At 70.0% G+C, this 16,270-nt stretch carries 16 protein-coding genes and 2 pseudogenes; 8 read left to right on the top strand and 10 right to left on the bottom strand.

Translation table 11 applies throughout. The annotated features are described in order from the left end of the window. Positions 1-207: 207 nt before the first annotated feature. From KY500_RS01110 to KY500_RS01100, 3 genes and pseudogenes are all read right to left on the bottom strand, one after another. A pseudogene (locus tag KY500_RS01110) lies at positions 208-2,429 on the bottom strand (MMPL family transporter). 141 nt (positions 2,430-2,570) lie between these two features. Next, on the bottom strand, positions 2,571-2,834 hold the full coding sequence (locus KY500_RS01105) for a GlsB/YeaQ/YmgE family stress response membrane protein (RefSeq protein WP_219901993.1): 264 nt from the start codon (positions 2,832-2,834) through the stop codon (positions 2,571-2,573). Positions 2,835-2,937: 103 nt separating this feature from the next. Next, positions 2,938-3,393, bottom strand: coding sequence for an Asp23/Gls24 family envelope stress response protein (locus KY500_RS01100; protein WP_219901992.1), 456 nt, complete (start codon positions 3,391-3,393; stop codon positions 2,938-2,940). A 317-nt stretch (positions 3,394-3,710) separates the two neighbouring features. On the opposite strand from KY500_RS01100, the gene KY500_RS01095 reads away from it, so the two are divergent. After that, positions 3,711-4,040 carry a hypothetical protein gene (locus KY500_RS01095; protein WP_219901991.1) on the top strand — a complete coding sequence of 110 codons (330 nt, stop codon included), beginning with the start codon at positions 3,711-3,713 and terminating at the stop codon, positions 4,038-4,040. A 27-nt stretch (positions 4,041-4,067) separates the two neighbouring features. On the opposite strand, the gene KY500_RS01090 is transcribed toward KY500_RS01095, so the two are convergent. Further along, the gene (locus tag KY500_RS01090) at positions 4,068-4,310 is read right to left on the bottom strand and encodes a zf-HC2 domain-containing protein (RefSeq protein ID WP_120337933.1); all 243 of its coding nucleotides are present in this window, start codon (positions 4,308-4,310) and stop codon (positions 4,068-4,070) included. After that, positions 4,307-4,924 (bottom strand): sigma-70 family RNA polymerase sigma factor, encoded by a 618-nt coding sequence (locus KY500_RS01085; RefSeq protein ID WP_066593248.1) that lies wholly within the window; start codon positions 4,922-4,924, stop codon positions 4,307-4,309. Before KY500_RS01085 ends, KY500_RS01090 begins: the two co-directional genes overlap by 4 nt. A gap of 173 nt (positions 4,925-5,097) precedes the next feature. Here KY500_RS01085 and aroA point away from each other — a divergent pair, with 173 nt between their 5' ends. The 3 genes and pseudogenes from aroA to bcp all read left to right on the top strand — a co-directional run bounded on the left by aroA (position 5,098) and on the right by bcp (position 8,011). After that, the gene (gene aroA, locus KY500_RS01080) at positions 5,098-6,459 is read left to right on the top strand and encodes a 3-phosphoshikimate 1-carboxyvinyltransferase (RefSeq protein ID WP_219901990.1); all 1,362 of its coding nucleotides are present in this window, start codon (positions 5,098-5,100) and stop codon (positions 6,457-6,459) included. Beyond that, positions 6,456-7,519: pseudogene (rsgA, locus tag KY500_RS01075) on the top strand (ribosome small subunit-dependent GTPase A). Before aroA ends, rsgA begins: the two are co-directional and overlap by 4 nt. Positions 7,520-7,537: 18 nt before the next feature. Next, positions 7,538-8,011, top strand: a complete 474-nt coding sequence (gene bcp, locus KY500_RS01070) for a thioredoxin-dependent thiol peroxidase (RefSeq protein ID WP_219901989.1) — start codon at positions 7,538-7,540, stop codon at positions 8,009-8,011. On the opposite strand, the gene KY500_RS01065 is transcribed toward bcp, so the two are convergent. Then, complete coding sequence (locus tag KY500_RS01065; protein ID WP_219901988.1) at positions 8,012-8,449, bottom strand: hypothetical protein; 438 nt, start codon at positions 8,447-8,449, stop codon at positions 8,012-8,014. It abuts the gene before it with no gap. A gap of 184 nt (positions 8,450-8,633) precedes the next feature. Between KY500_RS01065 and KY500_RS01060 the strand changes: the two genes are divergently transcribed. Continuing rightward, positions 8,634-8,882, top strand: coding sequence for a WhiB family transcriptional regulator (locus KY500_RS01060; RefSeq protein WP_035837005.1), 249 nt, complete (start codon positions 8,634-8,636; stop codon positions 8,880-8,882). Between the two features lie 98 nt (positions 8,883-8,980). Here KY500_RS01060 and KY500_RS01055 read toward each other — a convergent pair whose 3' ends face one another. After that, positions 8,981-10,474 carry a sensor histidine kinase gene (locus KY500_RS01055; RefSeq protein ID WP_066593230.1) on the bottom strand — a complete coding sequence of 498 codons (1,494 nt, stop codon included), beginning with the start codon at positions 10,472-10,474 and terminating at the stop codon, positions 8,981-8,983. A 79-nt stretch (positions 10,475-10,553) separates the two neighbouring features. On the opposite strand from KY500_RS01055, the gene KY500_RS01050 reads away from it, so the two are divergent. Both KY500_RS01050 and KY500_RS01045 read left to right on the top strand, forming a co-directional pair. Continuing rightward, entirely contained in the window at positions 10,554-11,060 is a 507-nt protein-coding gene (locus KY500_RS01050; RefSeq protein ID WP_255579663.1) for a hypothetical protein, read from the top strand. After that, complete coding sequence (locus KY500_RS01045) at positions 11,057-12,757, top strand: DUF5671 domain-containing protein (protein WP_255579662.1); 1,701 nt, start codon at positions 11,057-11,059, stop codon at positions 12,755-12,757. Before KY500_RS01050 ends, KY500_RS01045 begins: the two co-directional genes overlap by 4 nt. 35 nt (positions 12,758-12,792) lie before the next feature. Here the strand turns inward: KY500_RS01045 and KY500_RS01040 are convergent, their stop codons facing one another. Both KY500_RS01040 and KY500_RS01035 read right to left on the bottom strand, forming a co-directional pair. Beyond that, the gene (locus KY500_RS01040; RefSeq protein ID WP_219901987.1) at positions 12,793-14,220 is read right to left on the bottom strand and encodes a regulator; all 1,428 of its coding nucleotides are present in this window, start codon (positions 14,218-14,220) and stop codon (positions 12,793-12,795) included. Positions 14,221-14,222: 2 nt separating this feature from the next. Beyond that, positions 14,223-14,708, bottom strand: a complete 486-nt coding sequence (locus KY500_RS01035; RefSeq protein WP_219901986.1) for a hypothetical protein — start codon at positions 14,706-14,708, stop codon at positions 14,223-14,225. A 460-nt stretch (positions 14,709-15,168) separates the two neighbouring features. Between KY500_RS01035 and KY500_RS19670 the strand changes: the two genes are divergently transcribed. Further along, the gene (locus tag KY500_RS19670) at positions 15,169-15,528 is read left to right on the top strand and encodes a helix-turn-helix domain-containing protein (RefSeq protein ID WP_219901985.1); all 360 of its coding nucleotides are present in this window, start codon (positions 15,169-15,171) and stop codon (positions 15,526-15,528) included. Here the strand turns inward: KY500_RS19670 and KY500_RS01025 are convergent. Next, entirely contained in the window at positions 15,507-16,121 is a 615-nt protein-coding gene (locus KY500_RS01025; protein ID WP_255579661.1) for a hypothetical protein, read from the bottom strand. The two genes, KY500_RS19670 and KY500_RS01025, sit on opposite strands and share 22 nt — an antisense overlap. Positions 16,122-16,270: the final 149 nt, after the last annotated feature.

Here is a 16,270-nt window from a genome sequence, read left to right as displayed (position 1 = left end):
CGCCGAAACCAACAAAGGCGCGCCTTAAACGCCCCGATAAATCAGCAGTCTCCTAGGCGTCCGGCGCTCTGCATCCGCACGTGAAAAGGGCCGCACCCCCTCGGGGGTGCGGCCCTTTTCCAGTCCCGTTCCAGTCCCGCGAACTGTGAGTTAAGCCCCAGAAACGCGCGCGTTTGGGGGCTTAACTCACGGTTCGCGGGGGTGGGGCTAGAGCGTTTCGCGCGGAGAGGCGGTGGCGAGCTTGCTCGGCCACCAGATCTTCGGGCCGATGTCGTGCGCGAGCGCCGGCACGAGCAGGGACCGCACCAGGAAGGTGTCCAGCAGCACCCCGAACGCCACGATGAACGCCAGCTGCGCCAGGAACAGGATCGGCAGCACACCGAGGGCGGCGAACGTGGCGGCGAGGACCAGGCCGGCCGAGGTGATCACCCCGCCGGTGGCCACGAGGCCGCGCAGGATGCCCGGACGGGTGCCGAACCGGATCGATTCCTCCCGCACCCGGGTCATCAGGAAGATGTTGTAGTCGATGCCCAGAGCGACGAGGAACACGAACCCGTAGAGCGGCACCACCGGGTCGGCGCCCGGGAAGCCCAGCACGCCGTCGAACACCCAGGAGGACACGCCGAGGGCCGCCGCGAAGGAGAGCACCACGGTCGCCACGAGCAGCACCGGGGCCAGGATCGACCGCAGCAGGAGCATCAAGATCACCAGGATGACCCCGAGGATGATCGGGATGATGAGGTTGCGGTCGTGGATCGCCGTGTCGGTGGTGTCCACGGCGATGGCCGTGGTCCCGCCCACGAGCACGGTGCCCGCGACGCTGTCGAGTTCCGTTCGGAGCTCGCGCACGGTCTCCTCGGCCGCCGCCGAGTCCCCCACGTCGGTGAGGGTCGCCTGCAGCATGACGTCGCCGTCGATCACCGTGGGGTCGCCGGCGGGGGTGCCAGGGGGCCGAACGCCTGTACCCCGTCGGCGGTGACCGGCAGCGACCCGCTGACGGAGTCCTCGGACAACACGGTCACCGAATCGACGCCGTCGTTGGCCAGCAGCACATCCGTCATCGCCTGCAGCTCGGACTCCGGGCCGACCACGACGGCCGGGGTGCCTGAGCCGCCGGGGAAATGCGCCCCGACCACGGCCTGGCCGTCCCTGGCCTCCGAGGTACCCAGCACGAACTCGCTCTGGGACACCCCGTCCGCCTTGAACTGGAACGCCCCGATGGACGCCACCGCGAGGAGCACGGTGCAGGCGATCCAGATGAGCCGGGCGCGGCGGCTGATCAGTCGGGCCAGCCACGGCCAGACGCCCTTGGCGTTGTCGCCGTCGAGGCCGGGGTGAGCGGAGCCGAGCTTCGGGCGCACGGGCCAGAAGGCGGCGCGGCCGGCCCAGAGCATGAGCGCGGGCAGCAGGGTCAGGGCGCTGAGCAGTGCGAAGGCGATGCCGATGGCCGCCACAGGGCCGAGCGCCTTGTTCGAGTTGAGGTCGCTGAAGAGCAGGCACAGCAGGCCCACGATCACGGTGCCGCCGGCGGCCAGGATCGGCTCGAACGAGCCGCGCAGAGCCACCAGGGTGGCGTCCCACTTCGTGGCGTTGTCGCGCAGGGCCTCGCGGAACCTGGCCACGTAGAGCAGCGAGTAGTCGGTGGCCGCACCGATCACCAGGATGAACAGGATGCCCTGGGTCTGCCCCGTCAGGATCAGCACGTCGGCGCTGGCCAGTGCCACCACAACGAGTACCGATGCGCACAGCGCCGCCAGGCTGGTGAACAGCACGATCAACGGCAGCAGCGGCGACCGGTAGACGATCACGAGGATCACCAGCACCGCCGCGAGCGCGGTGAGCAGCAGGATGCCGTCGATGCCGGCGAACGCGCCGGTGAGGTCGGCGATGAGGCCGGCCGGGCCCGTCACGTAGGTGTCCACCCCGTCGATGGGGTTGTCGGCGAGGTAGGCGCGGATGGACTCCACGGTGTCGGCCGGTTTCACCTGGGTGTCGAGGGTGAGGATCGCCTCAGCCGCCTCACCGTCCTCGGAGAAGATGGCCGGTGACACGCTCTCCGTGACGACACCGTCCAGCTCGGCCAGATCGGCGACCTGCGCGGTGATGGCCGTGCGGTCGGCCTCGGTGAGTCCGCCGACGCGTTCGTAGACCAGCACGCCGGGCAGCACGTCGTCGCCGCGGAACTCGGCCTGGAGCGTCTGCACCCGGGTGGCGTCGGCGCTGGCTGGCAGCTGCTGCACCTGGTCGTTCGTGGAGACGTCGCTGATCCGGCCGAACGAGGCTCCGCCGGCGCCGAACATCACGAACCAGATCAGGATCAGCGCGGTGGGGATCAGGATGCGCAGCCACAGCGGCACCCTGCTGGACGAGCTGGTCTTCCGGGGCCGGCGGCCCGCATCCGTGGGCGGTTCGGAGGCAGTTGTCTTCATCACAGTCCCGACAGTAGACCGGAGTGCGCCAGCCGGGCATCGACCGAAAGTTGGAAGACCGGGCCCGGAACGCCGACAGGCGGCACCCGAACCCGTGGGTTCGGTGTGCCGCCTGTCATGCCGGTAGAAAACCGGAGGGAATTACGCCTTGCGACGGCCCACGAGGAGGCCGTAGATGAGGAGAACGATGATGGATCCACCAATGGCCAGGAGCCAGGTCTGGATGGAGAAGAAGTCCTCGAGCGGTGCGTTGAAGAGCAGGCTGCCGAGGAACCCGCCGAGCAGTGCGCCGACGACGCCGAGCAGAAGCGTGATGAACCAGCCGCCACCCTGGTTACCCGGGAGGATGAGCTTGGCAATGGCACCGGCGAGGAGGCCGAGAAGAAGAAATCCGAAGAACCCCATGGAGTGTCTCTTTTCTGTTGGTGTGGGTACTGCTGGTCATTCGAACGCGCTGTGCTCGTTCGACCGGGCTCTGGGGAGCCGGCTTGATTACGCGGCCGGAGAGTCAGTCGACGCCATTGTCGACCTGCTCTTCGGCCACGTAAATGTCTGTGATGGTCACGTTCACGGCGGAGACGGGCATGCCCACCAACCCCTCGATAGCCCGGGTGACGGATGACCGCACCTGGTCGGCGAGTGTGGTCAGGGACACCGGGTACCCGGCGACCAGCACAATCTGCACGGTGACACCGTCGTCATCGAGCTCGATCGAGACACCGGGGTTGGCGTCGGTGCTCGTCACGGCATCGAGGATCGCGCCGAGCGCCCGGGTGGGCACGCTGCCCAGGGCGTGGACGCCGTCGACCTCGCGCACTGCCAGGCTGGCGACCTTGGCGATGACGCCGTCCTTGATCGTCGTCTCCCCTTCGGCGACCCGCTCCGCGGACGCGTCGGAGACAGCGCCGGCACTGGCGGGCAGGGTCGTCGACGAGCTCGGCTGGTCGGAACTGATGCTGTTCATCTGGGGGTTCTCCTTGGTTCGGATGCGCCACCGGCAATGCCGGCGATCGGCCCGCCGCACTCGGGGCGGCGATGGCGCCTGGCGCCGGTCCTGGTGTCCGCAACGCCCGCACTGGGGGCTGGAGTCTGACGAATGTGGGGGAAGTTGTCGACGATTTCTCAAGACCGATTCTCAGCCCAGAATCGGGGCAGGATTGGCATCGTCATGGTTATGACGCACATACCGGTCGGTTCGTCACGAAATTGGCCGGAAAGTTTTTTCGGGGTCCGGGGATCTACACTGATCTGGCCCACCCGATCCGTCAGACTGGAGATGCCATGAGCACCACAACGAAGCGCACCGCCGAACTGGCCGCCGTCGTCGAGCAGGTCCCCGGCGTCGACGAGGTCTATCCGGCCACACCGGTACTCACGGCCGTGCTGAACCACGTGGTCGGGGGGCTCACGCAGAAGCCCAGGGACCCGGATTTCGTGGCTCTCACGGAGACCGACGACGGCGTCACGGCATCCGTGTCGATCGGGGTGGCGGACGCGCAAGCGGCCACCGAGGTGTGCCGCAAGGTCTACGACACCATTGAGGAGTACTTCGTCCAGTCCGGCAACTCTGCCGTGACGGCGATCGAAGTGACGGTGGCGCGGATCGGCTGATCCGCCGGCACCGGGTGGGTTACGGCGCTAGTGTGCCGACTGGATGGCGCGCAGCCGCAGCAGAACCTGGTCGCGCAGGTCCTCAGGCGCGGTCTCCTTGCAGGCACGCTGCATGACCTCGGTGAGGGTGCGGCCCACGTTGTGCTCGCTCCGGCAGTCGGGGCAGTGCTCGAGGTGTTCACGAATGTCGAGGGCGTCCTCCTTGCGGAGTTCGTTGTGCAGATACTCTTCGAGTTCGGCCTTGGCCTTCTCGCAACCGCAATCGGTCATTTTCCTGTGCTCCCGGATGTCTTCTTCGTGCTCGTGCCTGTCTGGTTGCCACCCAGGCCACGCTCGAGGGCGTAACCGGACAGCAGATCGCGCAGCAGCCGGCGCCCCCGGTGCAGACGGCTCATCACCGTTCCGATGGGCGTCTTCATGATCTCGGCGATCTCCTGATAGGAGAAACCCTCGACGTCGGCGAAGTACACCGCCAGCCGGAAGTCCTCGGGAATCGACTGGAGAGCGTCCTTGACGGCACTGTCGGGGAGGTGGTCGATGGCCTCGGCCTCCGCGGAACGGCTCGACGTCGCCGTCGTGGATTCCGCCCCGCCCAGCTGCCAATCCTCGAGGTCGTCGATGGTGCCCTGGTAGGGCTCGCGCTGCTTCTTGCGATAGGTGTTGATGAAGGTGTTCGTGAGGATCCTGTACAGCCAGGCCTTGAGGTTGGTGCCCTGCTCGAACTGCTTGAACGATGCGAACGCCTTGACGAAGGTCTCCTGCACCAGGTCCTGCGCGTCAGAGGGGTTCCGCGTCATGCGCATCGCCGCTGCGTACAGCTGGTCGATGAACGGCATGGCCTGTGCTTCGAACAGGTCCCGCATGTCAGTCGTATCTGTTGTCATCACGGGCAATTCTAGGCCAGCGATAGGCGCGGATGCCGCGGGCGTGCGCTCCATGAGCAGAGTTGCTGCCACTGCTTCCTCCCGGTGTGCGGCCGCAGGATAGGCCGCCGTGTTCGGAAACCTGCCTGTCAAGGCGGTCCCGGCCAGGATGATCCCGACTATTCTGATAACCGATGTTGATCTCGAGATATTCCAAGCCGGAGTTCGATCCCTACGGAGACAGTTCACCCGAGGAGATCGATGCGCTCTGGGCCGCGCCCGTCGCCGCCGTGCCGCTGGCCGCGACGCTGTCGCTGCCCGGCTCGAAGTCGCTGACCAACCGGGAACTCGTCCTGTCGGCACTGGCCGACTCGCCGTCGCTGCTGCGGGCCCCCTTGCATTCCCGCGACAGCGACCTCATGGTCGACGCGCTGCGGCAGCTGGGCACCACCATCGAGGCCGTCGACGGCGCCGGCGAATACGGCGCCGACCTGCGCATCACGCCCGGCGAGCTGTTCGGCTCCACCACGGTCGACTGCGGCCTGGCCGGCACCGTGATGCGCTTCCTGCCTCCCGTCGCCGCACTGGCGCTGGGCCCCACCACCTTCGACGGCGACGCCGGCGCCCGGCGACGCCCGATGTCGACGACGATCAGTTCGCTCCGCGACCTGGGCGCCGACATCAACGACGACGGCCGGGGTGCGCTGCCCTTCACCGTGCACGGCAGCGGCGGCCTCGAGGGCGGTGAGATCACCATCGACGCCTCCTCGTCGAGCCAGTTCGTCTCCGGCCTGCTTCTCGCCGCGGCCCGGTTCCGCACCGGCCTTCGCCTGCGTCACGCGGGTGAGCGGCTGCCAAGCCTGCCGCACATCGAGATGACCATCCACACCCTCGCCCAGCGCGGCGTCACGGTCACCAGCCCGGACGAGGGCGTCTGGCTGGTCGAGCCCGGCCCGATCCAGGGCGCGGAGGTCGACATCGAACCCGATCTCTCCAACGCGGCCCCGTTCCTCGCGGCGGCCCTCGTCGCCGGCGGCTCCGTCACCATCACGGGCTGGCCCACGACGACCACCCAGGTCGGCGCGCACCTGGCCGAGCTGCTGCCGCTCTTCGGCGCCACCGTGTCGGTAGACGGCGACCGGCTCACCGTGACCGGCACCGGCCGCATCACGGGCGTCGACCTCGACCTCTCCACCGGGGGCGAACTGGCGCCCACCCTCGTGGGCCTCGCGGCCCTCGCCGACTCGCCCAGCACCATCACGGGCATCGGCCACATCCGCCACCACGAGACCGACCGGCTCGCAGCGCTGGCCACCGAGATCAACAACCTCGGCGGACACGTCACCGAGCTGCCCGACGGGCTGGCCATCGACCCCAGACCGCTGCACGGCGGCACCTGGCACAGTTACGACGACCACCGGATGGCCACCACCGGCGCACTGATCGGCCTCGCCGTCGCCGGCGTTGAGGTCGAGGACATCGGCACCACGGCCAAGACCCTCCCCCAGTTCGCCGATCTCTGGCACGGACTGCTCGCTGGACCGGGCACCGCGTGACGTGGTGGGCGACGCCGGACGATGACGAACCGGAGTACGACGAGTCCAGTGTTCGCGTGCGGCCGGGCCGCAAGGGCACCAAGCCGCGCACCAAGACCCGTCCGGAGCACGGCGACGCCCTGACCGGGCGCATCCTCTCGGTCGACCGCGGGCGGTACACGGTGATGCTCGACGAGAACGAACCCACCGAACGCCGGGTCACGGCCGCGCGCGCCAGCGAGCTGCGCAAGCACGCCGTCGTCACCGGCGACCGCGTTGACATCGTCGGCGACACCACCGGGTCGGAGGGCAGCCTGTCGCGCATCGTGCGCATCGTGCCGCGCGAGACCCTGTTGCGCCGCAGTGCCGACGACACGGATGCCGTGGAGCGGGTCATCGTCGCCAACGCCGACCAGATGCTCATCGTCGTGGCCGCGGCGAACCCGGAGCCGCGCATCCGCCTGGTGGACCGGTACCTGGTCGCGGCGTACGACGCCGGGGTCTCCCCCATCCTCTGCATCACCAAGACCGACCTCGCCGACCCGGCCGAGTTCCTCAACAACTTCGCCGGCCTCGACCTGCCGGTGTTCCAGAGCCGCGACGACGCCATGCCGCTTGACGCCATCTCGGCGGCCTTGGTGGGCCACGACACGGTGTTCGTCGGCCACTCGGGCGTGGGCAAGTCCACGCTCGTGAACGCTCTCGTGCCCGACGCGCACCGCGCCGTCGGCGTGGTGAACACCGTCACCGGACGGGGCCGGCACACCTCGTCGTCGACGATCTCGCTGCGGCTCGAAACGGATGCCGGTCGCGGCTGGGTCATCGACACCCCGGGGTGCGCTCCTTCGGCCTGGGCCACATCAACACCGACAACATCCTGCGCGCCTTCACCGACCTGGCCGTCATCGCCGAGAAGTGCCCGCGCGGCTGCACCCACCTGCCGTCATCGCCCGACTGCGCCATCAACGAGGCCGTCGCGGCCGGAACCCTGGGTGACACCGGCAAAGCCCGCCTGGACTCCCTCCAGCGTCTCCTGGAGACGTTCGCGGCCGCTCCGTCACACCGCCAGGGCGAGAACTGACTCGTATAACGTGGGGTCATGACGGATTCCACACGGCTTGCAGCCGGCGACACGGCCCCCGAGTTCACCCTGACCGACCAGAACGGACAGAGCGTCTCTCTGGCCGATTACCGGGGCCAGAAGGTCGTGGTGTATTTCTATCCGGCCGCGATGACACCGGGCTGCACCACGCAGGCCTGCGATTTCCGGGACAACCTCGCTTCTCTCGCGCAGGCCGGCTACCGGGTGCTGGGCGTGTCGAAGGACACCCAGGCCAAGCTGGCGACATTCGCCGAGAACGACCACCTCACCTTCCCGCTGCTCAGCGATGAGGACCTGACCGTGCACCGCGCCTACGGCGCTTGGGGCGAGAAGAACCTCTACGGCAAGGTCGTCACCGGGGTGCTGCGCTCCACCTTCGTGCTCGACGAGGCCGGCGTGGTCACGCTGGCCCTCTACAACGTCAAGGCCACCGGGCACGTGGCGAGCCTGCGCAAGAAGCTCGGCCTCTAACTAAGGCTCGCGGGTGCTGGTGGCCTCGAGCACGCTGCGGGTGAAGAGCAGCACGATCACCAGTGCCGAGGGCACCAACAGCGCCCACCCGAGGTCCGGCCGGGCGTAGAGGCCCTGGAAGCAGCCGATCGCGACGAAGACCTGCACGAGCTGCCAGGTCACCGCGGCGGCGCGGATCCACGGGCGGGCGCGGAGGGTCGCCACCGCAATGGTGCTGACCCAGAGCGCGGCGACGATGGTGAGCACGAGGATGGCGATCGCGCTGGCGAAAGACGTGGGTCGGTCGGTGAGCAGCTCGAGAATGAGCCAGATCACAGCCGCCCACAGGAGGGCTGCCTCCGCTGCCAGGAGGGCCGCGAGGACGGTCAGAGCGCGGGGCCGGCGGGCTCGACGGGGCTCGTCAGCACCCCCCTGGCTGGGGTCGAACGATTGGCTCACAGCGTTATCCCATACAAAACTATTGATTTGACACCCCTATTATGCGACCATATTTGAGGCCCAGTTGACGCTCACAGGGTGGTGAGCAGATCTCCATGTAGATCCGACCTTCCTGCAATCTGGGCTTTCCCCCGCATCTTCGGCCGATCGGCCAGGCATCCCCCCGCAATAAAGGAGCACCCCTATGGACTGGCGCGATAAAGCTGCCTGCCTCACCGCCGACCCGGAACTCTTCTTCCCGGTTGGTAACACTGGTCCAGCAGTCGACCAGATCGAGAAGGCCAAGTCCGTGTGCGCCCGCTGCAACGTCACGGAGGTGTGCCTCCAGTACGCTCTCGAGACCGGTCAGGACTCCGGCGTCTGGGGTGGACTGAGCGAAGACGAGCGCCGCGCCCTCAAGCGTCGCGCCGCACGCGCCCGCCGCGCGTCCTGACTCACTCGGCGTCACGCTGACACAGCGGGCGAGGAACGGGAATCCCGTTCCTCGCCCGCTTTTTTGTGCCTGCGTCACGCCGGCTGTCGTGTGCGGCTTCAGTCGAATTCCATGAACCGCAGCGGGATCTCGATGGTGACCTCGGTGCCGCTGCCCATCATGGTGTGCCAGTCGATCGATCCACTGAGCTCACCCTGGATGAGGGTGCGCACGATCTGGGTGCCGAGGCCCGAGCCGACCTTGCCCTCCGGCAGCCCGGAGCCGTTGTCGCGCACGCGCACCGTGAGCGTCTCGAGGTCGCGCTCGGCCTCGATCGACACCTCGCCCTCCCGGCCGGCCAGGCCGTGCTCGACGGCGTTGGTCACGAGCTCCGTGAGCGCGAGCGCGAGCGGCGTCGCGTAGGCGCTGGGCAGGATCCCGAAACTGCCGGACGACTTGGGGTGGGCGGTGGTGTTGTGCGCCGACGCCACCTCGGCGATGAGCAGCAGCACCCGGTCGAACACGGCGTCGAAGTCGACGTTCTGGCTGAGCCCGCTGGAGAGCGTGTCGTGCACGACGGCGATGGCCGCGACCCGGCGCATGGCCTGGTTGAGCGCCTCACGGGCGGTGTCCGAGTGGGTGCGGCGAGCCTGGATGCGCAGCAGCGACGCCACGGTCTGCAGGTTGTTCTTCACCCGGTGGTGGATCTCCCGGATCGTGGCGTCCTTGGTGATCAGTTCGCGTTCCTGGTGCCGGAGCTCAGAGACGTCGCGGGAGAGCACGATGGCGCCGATCCGCTCGCCGCGGTTGCGGATCGGGATCGCGCGCAGCGACACCGTCACCCCGCGGGCCTCGATGTCGGTACGCCAGGGGGCCCGACCGGTCACGACCAGCGGAAGGGACTCGTCGACGACAGCCTTGCCGCTGAGCAGGCTCGTGGTGACCTCGGCGAGCGACTCGCCCTCCAGCTCGTCGGCGAAGCCCATGCGGTTGAACGCGGACAGTGCGTTCGGGCTGGCGAAGGTGGTCACGCCGTCCAGGTCCAGCCGGATCAGGCCGTCCGAAGCGCGCGGAGCGCCGCGGCGCGGGCCGGTCGGGGCGCCCAGGTCGGGGAAGTCCCCGGAGGCGATCATCGCGAAGAGGTCGTTCGCGCAGTCGTTGAAGGTCAGCTCCTGGCGACCCGGCGTGCGGGTCTCGCTGAGATTGGTGTGCCGGGTCAGCACGGCGATGGGTTCGGGGGTGATCTCGGCGCCGCTGGAGCTGATGCGGCGGCGCACCGGGATGGCGCGCACCCGGGTGGGCGTCTCCTCGTACCAGTCCGGGGCCGTGGTGTCGATGATCTTGGCGGTGTCGAAGGCCTCGGTGACCTGCTTGCGCCACTCGGCCTTGATCTCCTGGCCCACGAAGTCGCGATAGAACAGCGTCGCGGCGCTGGACGGCCTGGCGTGGGCCACGGCCACGAAGCTGCCGCCCAGGGTGGGCACCCACACGACGATGTCGGCGAAGGCGAGGTCGGCCAGCAGCTGGCCGTCGGCGACGAGCATGTGCAACCAGTCCACGTCCTCCGCACTATTGCGGCCCTGGGCAAGTACGAGATCACTGAGCGTCGACACATGAACAGCCTACGGCCGCCCGGCGCCCGGCACGCACCGGATGCTGGCGCCACCGCACCGGATGCGCCATGCTTCGCTCATGAGCCCAGACACCGCGCCGCCCGCCCTCACCGGCGAGCCTGCTCCGCCGGCCCGGCGCGACCCCGCCCTGCTGGTGGTGCTCGGCCTGATCGCCCTGCTCGTGCTGGTGGCGCTCGTGGTGGTCTTCACCCGAGGTGCACCCGAGCTGCTGGACGCCGGCAAGCCCGGCGGGGTGGTGCAACGGTACGCGGCGGCCGCGGTGGACGGCGACGGGGATACGGCGGCGCGGTACCTCACCGCCACCGCCCTGGCAAACTGCGACCGGTACTCCGAACCGGGCACGGACGACATCCGCGTCACCCTGCTGGACACCACCGAGCGCGTCTCGAGCGCCGACGTGCGGGTGTCGATCGTCACGTTCTACGACGCCGGCCCGTTCGGTTCGTCGGAGTCCGAGTCGGAGGACGTGTTCGAACTGGTCAGCGCGGACGACGGGTGGCTCATCGATGTGGTGCCGTGGCAGCTCATGGTGTGCCCGTCGACCGGCAGCGGAGACGGGCTGTGACCGGGCCGGGCATCGCGCCGGCGGGTATCCCGCCGGCGAGGGCCGTTCCGCGGGCCTCCGCGGCGCCGGTGCTGCGCCGGGTGGTGGTGTACGGCATCCTCTTCGTGCTGGTTCTGCTCACGGCCGGTGGTCTCGCCGACCTGCTCGGCCGGTTGTTCGACGTGGTCACCGGCACCACCGTCGTCGGCGGCGACACGGCGGGCCTGGCCGTGTCGCTGAGCTTCACCCTCGTCGGTGGCCCGCTCGCCGCGCTGCTGGGCTGGTTCGCCTGGCGGCGCCTGGCCGACCCGGCCGAACGTGACTCACTGGCCTGGGCCCTGTATGTGGTGGGCGTCTGCACCGTCGCGCTCATCGTGGCCGGCACCGCGCTGTTCTCGGCCGTGTCTGCGGTGGTGCGCGGCGACGACGCCCCCGCGGAGGCGGCGACGGGTATGGTCTGGGCGGGGGTTTGGGCCGGGCACCGGTTCGTCCTGCGCCGGAGCACCCGTCGCCCCACCCGGCTCCCCGGAACTGCCGCGGTGCTAGGCGGGGTCGTCGGACTGCTGCTCGCCGCCGGCGGCGCGGTCTCGGCACTCACGGTGCTCTTCGATACCGCGCTGGCCGGCGCCACGGATGCGCCCATCGGCGTCCCCTGGTGGTGGGCCGCACTGCAATCGCTGGTCTGGGCTGCCGGCGGCGGTCTCGTTTGGTGGTGGCACTGGAACCGGGACGGTGGCCGTGCCGTGCGCACCGGCCTCGCCGCTGTCGCCCTCGTCGGCGTGGGCATCCTGGGCGGGTGCCTGCTCACCCTCGCGGGTGCGGGCACGACGCTGTTCGTGCTGCTCCGCTTGGCCGTGGACCGCTCGGATCCGCTGCGCGCCCTGCTTGATCCGCTCGGTGCGGCCGTGGCCGCCGCCCTCGTCGGCGGACTCATCTGGGGGTATCACCGGGCCGTGGCGGCACGGCGCTCGGCGGGGGTGAGCGGCGCAGGCGTTCTGGTGACCAGCGGGGTCTCGCTCGTGGCCGCCGCATCCGGCGTCGGCGTGATCGTGAACGCCCTGCTCGCCACCCTCACGACGCCCCTGGCCGGTTCCGACCCGCGCACGCTCCTCCTCGCCGGCATCAGTTCGCTCGTGGTGGGCGGTCCGCTGTGGTGGGTCACCTGGCGACCCACGACGGCTGTGCTGCCGGAGCGGCGCCACAGCACCGGCCGCAGCGTCTACCTGGTCGTGGTCTTCGGAGTCAGCGCCGTCGTCGCGCTGGTCGCCCTGCTCGTGATCGGGTTCCGCCTCTTCGACTCGCTCCTTTCCGGCGAGGCCGGGCTGCTCGACCGGCTTCGGGCTTCCCTGGGCTTGCTCCTGGCCACGGGTCTGGTGGCGGGGTACCACTTCAGCGCCTGGCGGGGCGACCGGGCCGCGATCGCGGCGTCGGTAACCGCTGGGGTGCCGGATGCGCCGCGCGTGACCGCAACCGGCATCGGCGAGCTGGTGCTCATCATGGGTCCGGGTGCCGAGCCGGTGCTGCGCCACCTGCGGCAGCTCACCGGTGCCACGGTGAGCTGGTGGCAGCGCGCCGGCGGGTCCACGGCCCTGCCGGACCCGGCGGAGGTGGCCAGCGCTCTCGAGGGCGTGCACGGCGAGCGCGTCGTGCTCATCGTGGGGGTGGATGGCGCACTGAGCGTCATCCCGTTGGTCGTCCCACAGCCGCCCGGGCTCTGACCACGACCTGGCCCACGTCCCGGTCAGGACCCCGGTCAGGTGGCCGGTGCGGCGCCCCGCCAGGGCGCTGCGCGGCGCCAGGGTCTGCGGGCCGGTACGGCGTCGGGCGCGTCGAGCAGGTCCCGCTGCACGAAGCCGAGGATTCCGAGCCGGGCCGGTGACCGCGGGGCCGCGTCCCGCAGAGTGCGGCCGGTGAGCACCGCGGCATCCACCCCGGCCTGGTCGTGAGGCACGAGCACCGCGGCCTCTATACCGCCGAACCGGCGCAGGGCGCTGCTCACCTGCCCGGCCGCCCCCAGGCCCACCGCGCTGGCACGCACCCGGTTCATCACGACGTGCACCCGGTGGGTGCTGATCACCTCGGTCAGATCGCCCCAGGCGCGCAGGAACCTGGCCATGCCGACGGGGTCGGCGAGGCCGCACGCCACGACCCGATCGGCGATGCCCAGGGCGGCGAGCGTCGCGGCGTTCCGGCGTGGGGCGAACAGATCGCTCGAGATCTCCTCATCGCTCTCGAGGCTGAACCCGGTGTCGAGCACCACGTAGTCCGCCCAGCCGCGCAGCGCGGCGATGGTGAGGCTCACCCGCTCCGCCGACAGCTCCGGCCACCGCGACGGCCGCCCGATTCCGGTGAGCACCTGGAAGGCACCGCGGGGCGAATTGTAGCGATGCGCGATCCGGTCGAACTCGGACCGGGTCAGCGCGTCGGCTCCCGACAGCCGGCACGCGGCGGCGAAGCCCGGCGCCTCGTCGAGCAGGCCGAGGCTCGGCGCGATCGAGCCGCTGTAGGTGTCGACATCCGCCAGAACGACAGTGTGCCCGGCCGCCGCGATCTCGGCGGCGATGTTGATGGCCAGGGTGGTGCGACCCGGCGCCCCGGCCGGCCCCCAGACGGCGATCACGATGCCGGGTCCCTCCAGCCCACCGGCCGGCTCCGCGGCGGTGGCGGGCTCCGGCTCGGGCGACGGCTGCCGCGGCGGCCTGGCTCGCCGGCCCGGCACGGCCCGCCGCCCTCGGTGCCGGCCGGGTGCCGGGGCATCCGGGCGCCCTGGGGTGCCGGTGACGCCCGGGGCGTCATCGGCGGGGCCGCCACGGTCGGGCGGGTCGTCGATCCGCAGCGGGATGGCCGTGCCCATGGTCAGCACACTCTCGATCTCGACCCAGTCGGCGTCGGCTGCGACGACCTCGTGCAACCCTAGTTCGGCGACATAGCTGCGCTCCTGGGCGGTGGCGGCCAGGGCGACCACCCGGATGCCGTTTGCGTCGCTCGCCGCAAGGAGTTCAGCGGTCAGGGTGCCGGCCGAGGCCCCGACAATGAGGCCGTCTGGGCTGTGCCTCTCGATCGCCGCCAGGAGTTCGGACACCGTGGCAGGGCGGGCCACGATCACGTGGCCGTGGTCGATGATGTCGGGCAGCAGCCGGTCCTCGGTCTCCCGGTCAAGGGCCAGCGCCAGCAGCACCACCGTCAGCCGCCGATCGGTGCGTTCACGGCCACGATGGAGATCGCGTCCTCGTTGGCAACGGCCTCCAGTACCTGGGCCACCTTCCCCTTGGGCACCAGCACCTCCACGGCGAGACCCCCACCGGACTGGATCAGGCCGGTCGGTTCAAGGATCCGCACGATGCTCGCCCGCCCGACGAGAACCGCCGGGGGCCCGAAGGACTCACCGTCGGCCTCCGGGGCCGACCACACGTCCACCACTGATCCCGCGGCCAGACCCGTTGACAGGCGCCCACGCAGGTCCACGACCAGGCTTGTGACCGATTCGCCGGAACGGGCGCCCACGGCGGACGTGGGTACCAGTTCCCCGGTGCCGATGGTGCGGGTCACGGTCAGGCCGCCTGCAGGGATTCGGGCCGGGGTGAGGTAGAGGGTGTCGCCCGCTCCCAACCGCACCCGAGTCTCGACGAGGTCCGCCGTGTCGAGACGGTCGCCCACGGTCAAGGGCACCCGGGCGGCGTACACGGCGACCGTCTGATCGCTTCCGGCGACGACGACGGCGACGCCGACGATCGACGATCGACGCGATCACGAGGACCAGCCCCAGTGCGAACCTCGGGTCGAACCAGAACCGCGGCCGGGTGGACGACGCGGCCCGGACCGGCCCGCCCTCCTGGCGCGCCGTCACCGGTCCACCCCGTCGTCTGTCGGGTACTGCGCCGACGAGTACTGCGCCGTCGAGTACTGCGCCGGACGGTACCGCGTCGTCGGGTACCGCGTCGTCGGGTACCGCGCCTCCGTGTGAGCCACTCCGTCACCACCTGTCCGCCATCTCGACCGTTCACGTCGACCGCGGGGCCGACCTCCCTGTGGGTACCATCGTGACCCTCCGCGAGCGAGCCCGCTGAAGTTATCCACAGCTCGGGCGCAGGCCGTGCGTGGCCGCCCGGATCGACGGATAATCGTTCGCATGAGCGATCCCGTCTCCTCCGCCTCCGTCGGCAGGTTCCTGACCCTTGCCGACACGGCAGAGATCCTGAACCTCTCCCCCGCCGCCGCCCTCGACCTGGTGCGCACCGGTGAGCTTCCGGCCATCAGGATCGGCACGGCGGGCGCCTGGCGGGTGGAACGGGTGGTTCTCGAGTCATACATCGAAGCGAAGTACGAGGAGGCCCGGCGGATGTCCCTGTGGGAGCAATCCGACTTCGCGAACATCCCGGAGCTGTCCGCAGGACGGATTCTGCGCCCCGACGGGGCCGGTCCGTTCGACGGCGACATCGGCCGCGGGGACCCCGACGCCGGCGGGACTCAGTCCAACCGCACCACCTGAATCTGCGGGATCGGCACGATCCGCAGCTGCTGCACCTCGGATGCCCGCCTGAGGGTGCCCGGTGCGTGCACAGCCACGTCGACGTGGTCCCGCCCGACCCTGTCGATGGTTCCGGTGACCTGCCCCGCGCCGGTGTGGATCTGCAGGCTCTTGCGCCGTCTGCAGAGATCGCGCAGAACGAAGGGCAACCCGATCCGGTCCACCATCCGGGCGGGCTCGTCGACGGCCTCGGCCAGGGACGGCGCCACCTGCTCGGGCTGCAGCACGATGGCCGCGATGGCCGCGAACGGCACGACACACTGCGGAGTCCCGGTCCCGGCCTCGAGCAGGTCGGCGGCGAGCCAGTCTCGCCCGAAGGTGGTGGGCCGCAGCATGAGTGTCTGGGCGCCGACCAGCACCACCCGCAGCACACGGGAGGCGGTCGGCCCGGCATGCACTCCGGTGAGGCGTTGGCGCAAGCCGAGCCGGCCCAGGCGCAGCCGTTCTTCTTCCGCGCGCAGCTCGGCGTCCTCGGCGGTCAGCTCGTTCTCGAGCTGACCTTCGAGGTCGTCGAACAGGTTGTCCCAGCGCACACCACGACGGTAGTCGGCCATGGCAACGGATGCTGACGTTATCCACAGCCGGCCAAAAGCCTAGACAGGCAGGTTTACGGGTGATTGAGTGTCGGCCAAGGCCTCGGGTTCCACGGGGGTCGATCCGGTGTTCCACTCGCACGACAGCGCCAGCACCACCCTGCTCTCCT

Origin of the sequence: Cryobacterium sp. PAMC25264 (assembly GCF_019443325.1) — a bacterium.
In the GTDB taxonomy this organism is placed as follows: Bacteria; Actinomycetota; Actinomycetes; order Actinomycetales; family Microbacteriaceae; genus Cryobacterium.
The sequence above is the reverse complement of the archived record's forward strand: the minus strand, read 5'-3'. Positions and strand labels throughout refer to the sequence as shown.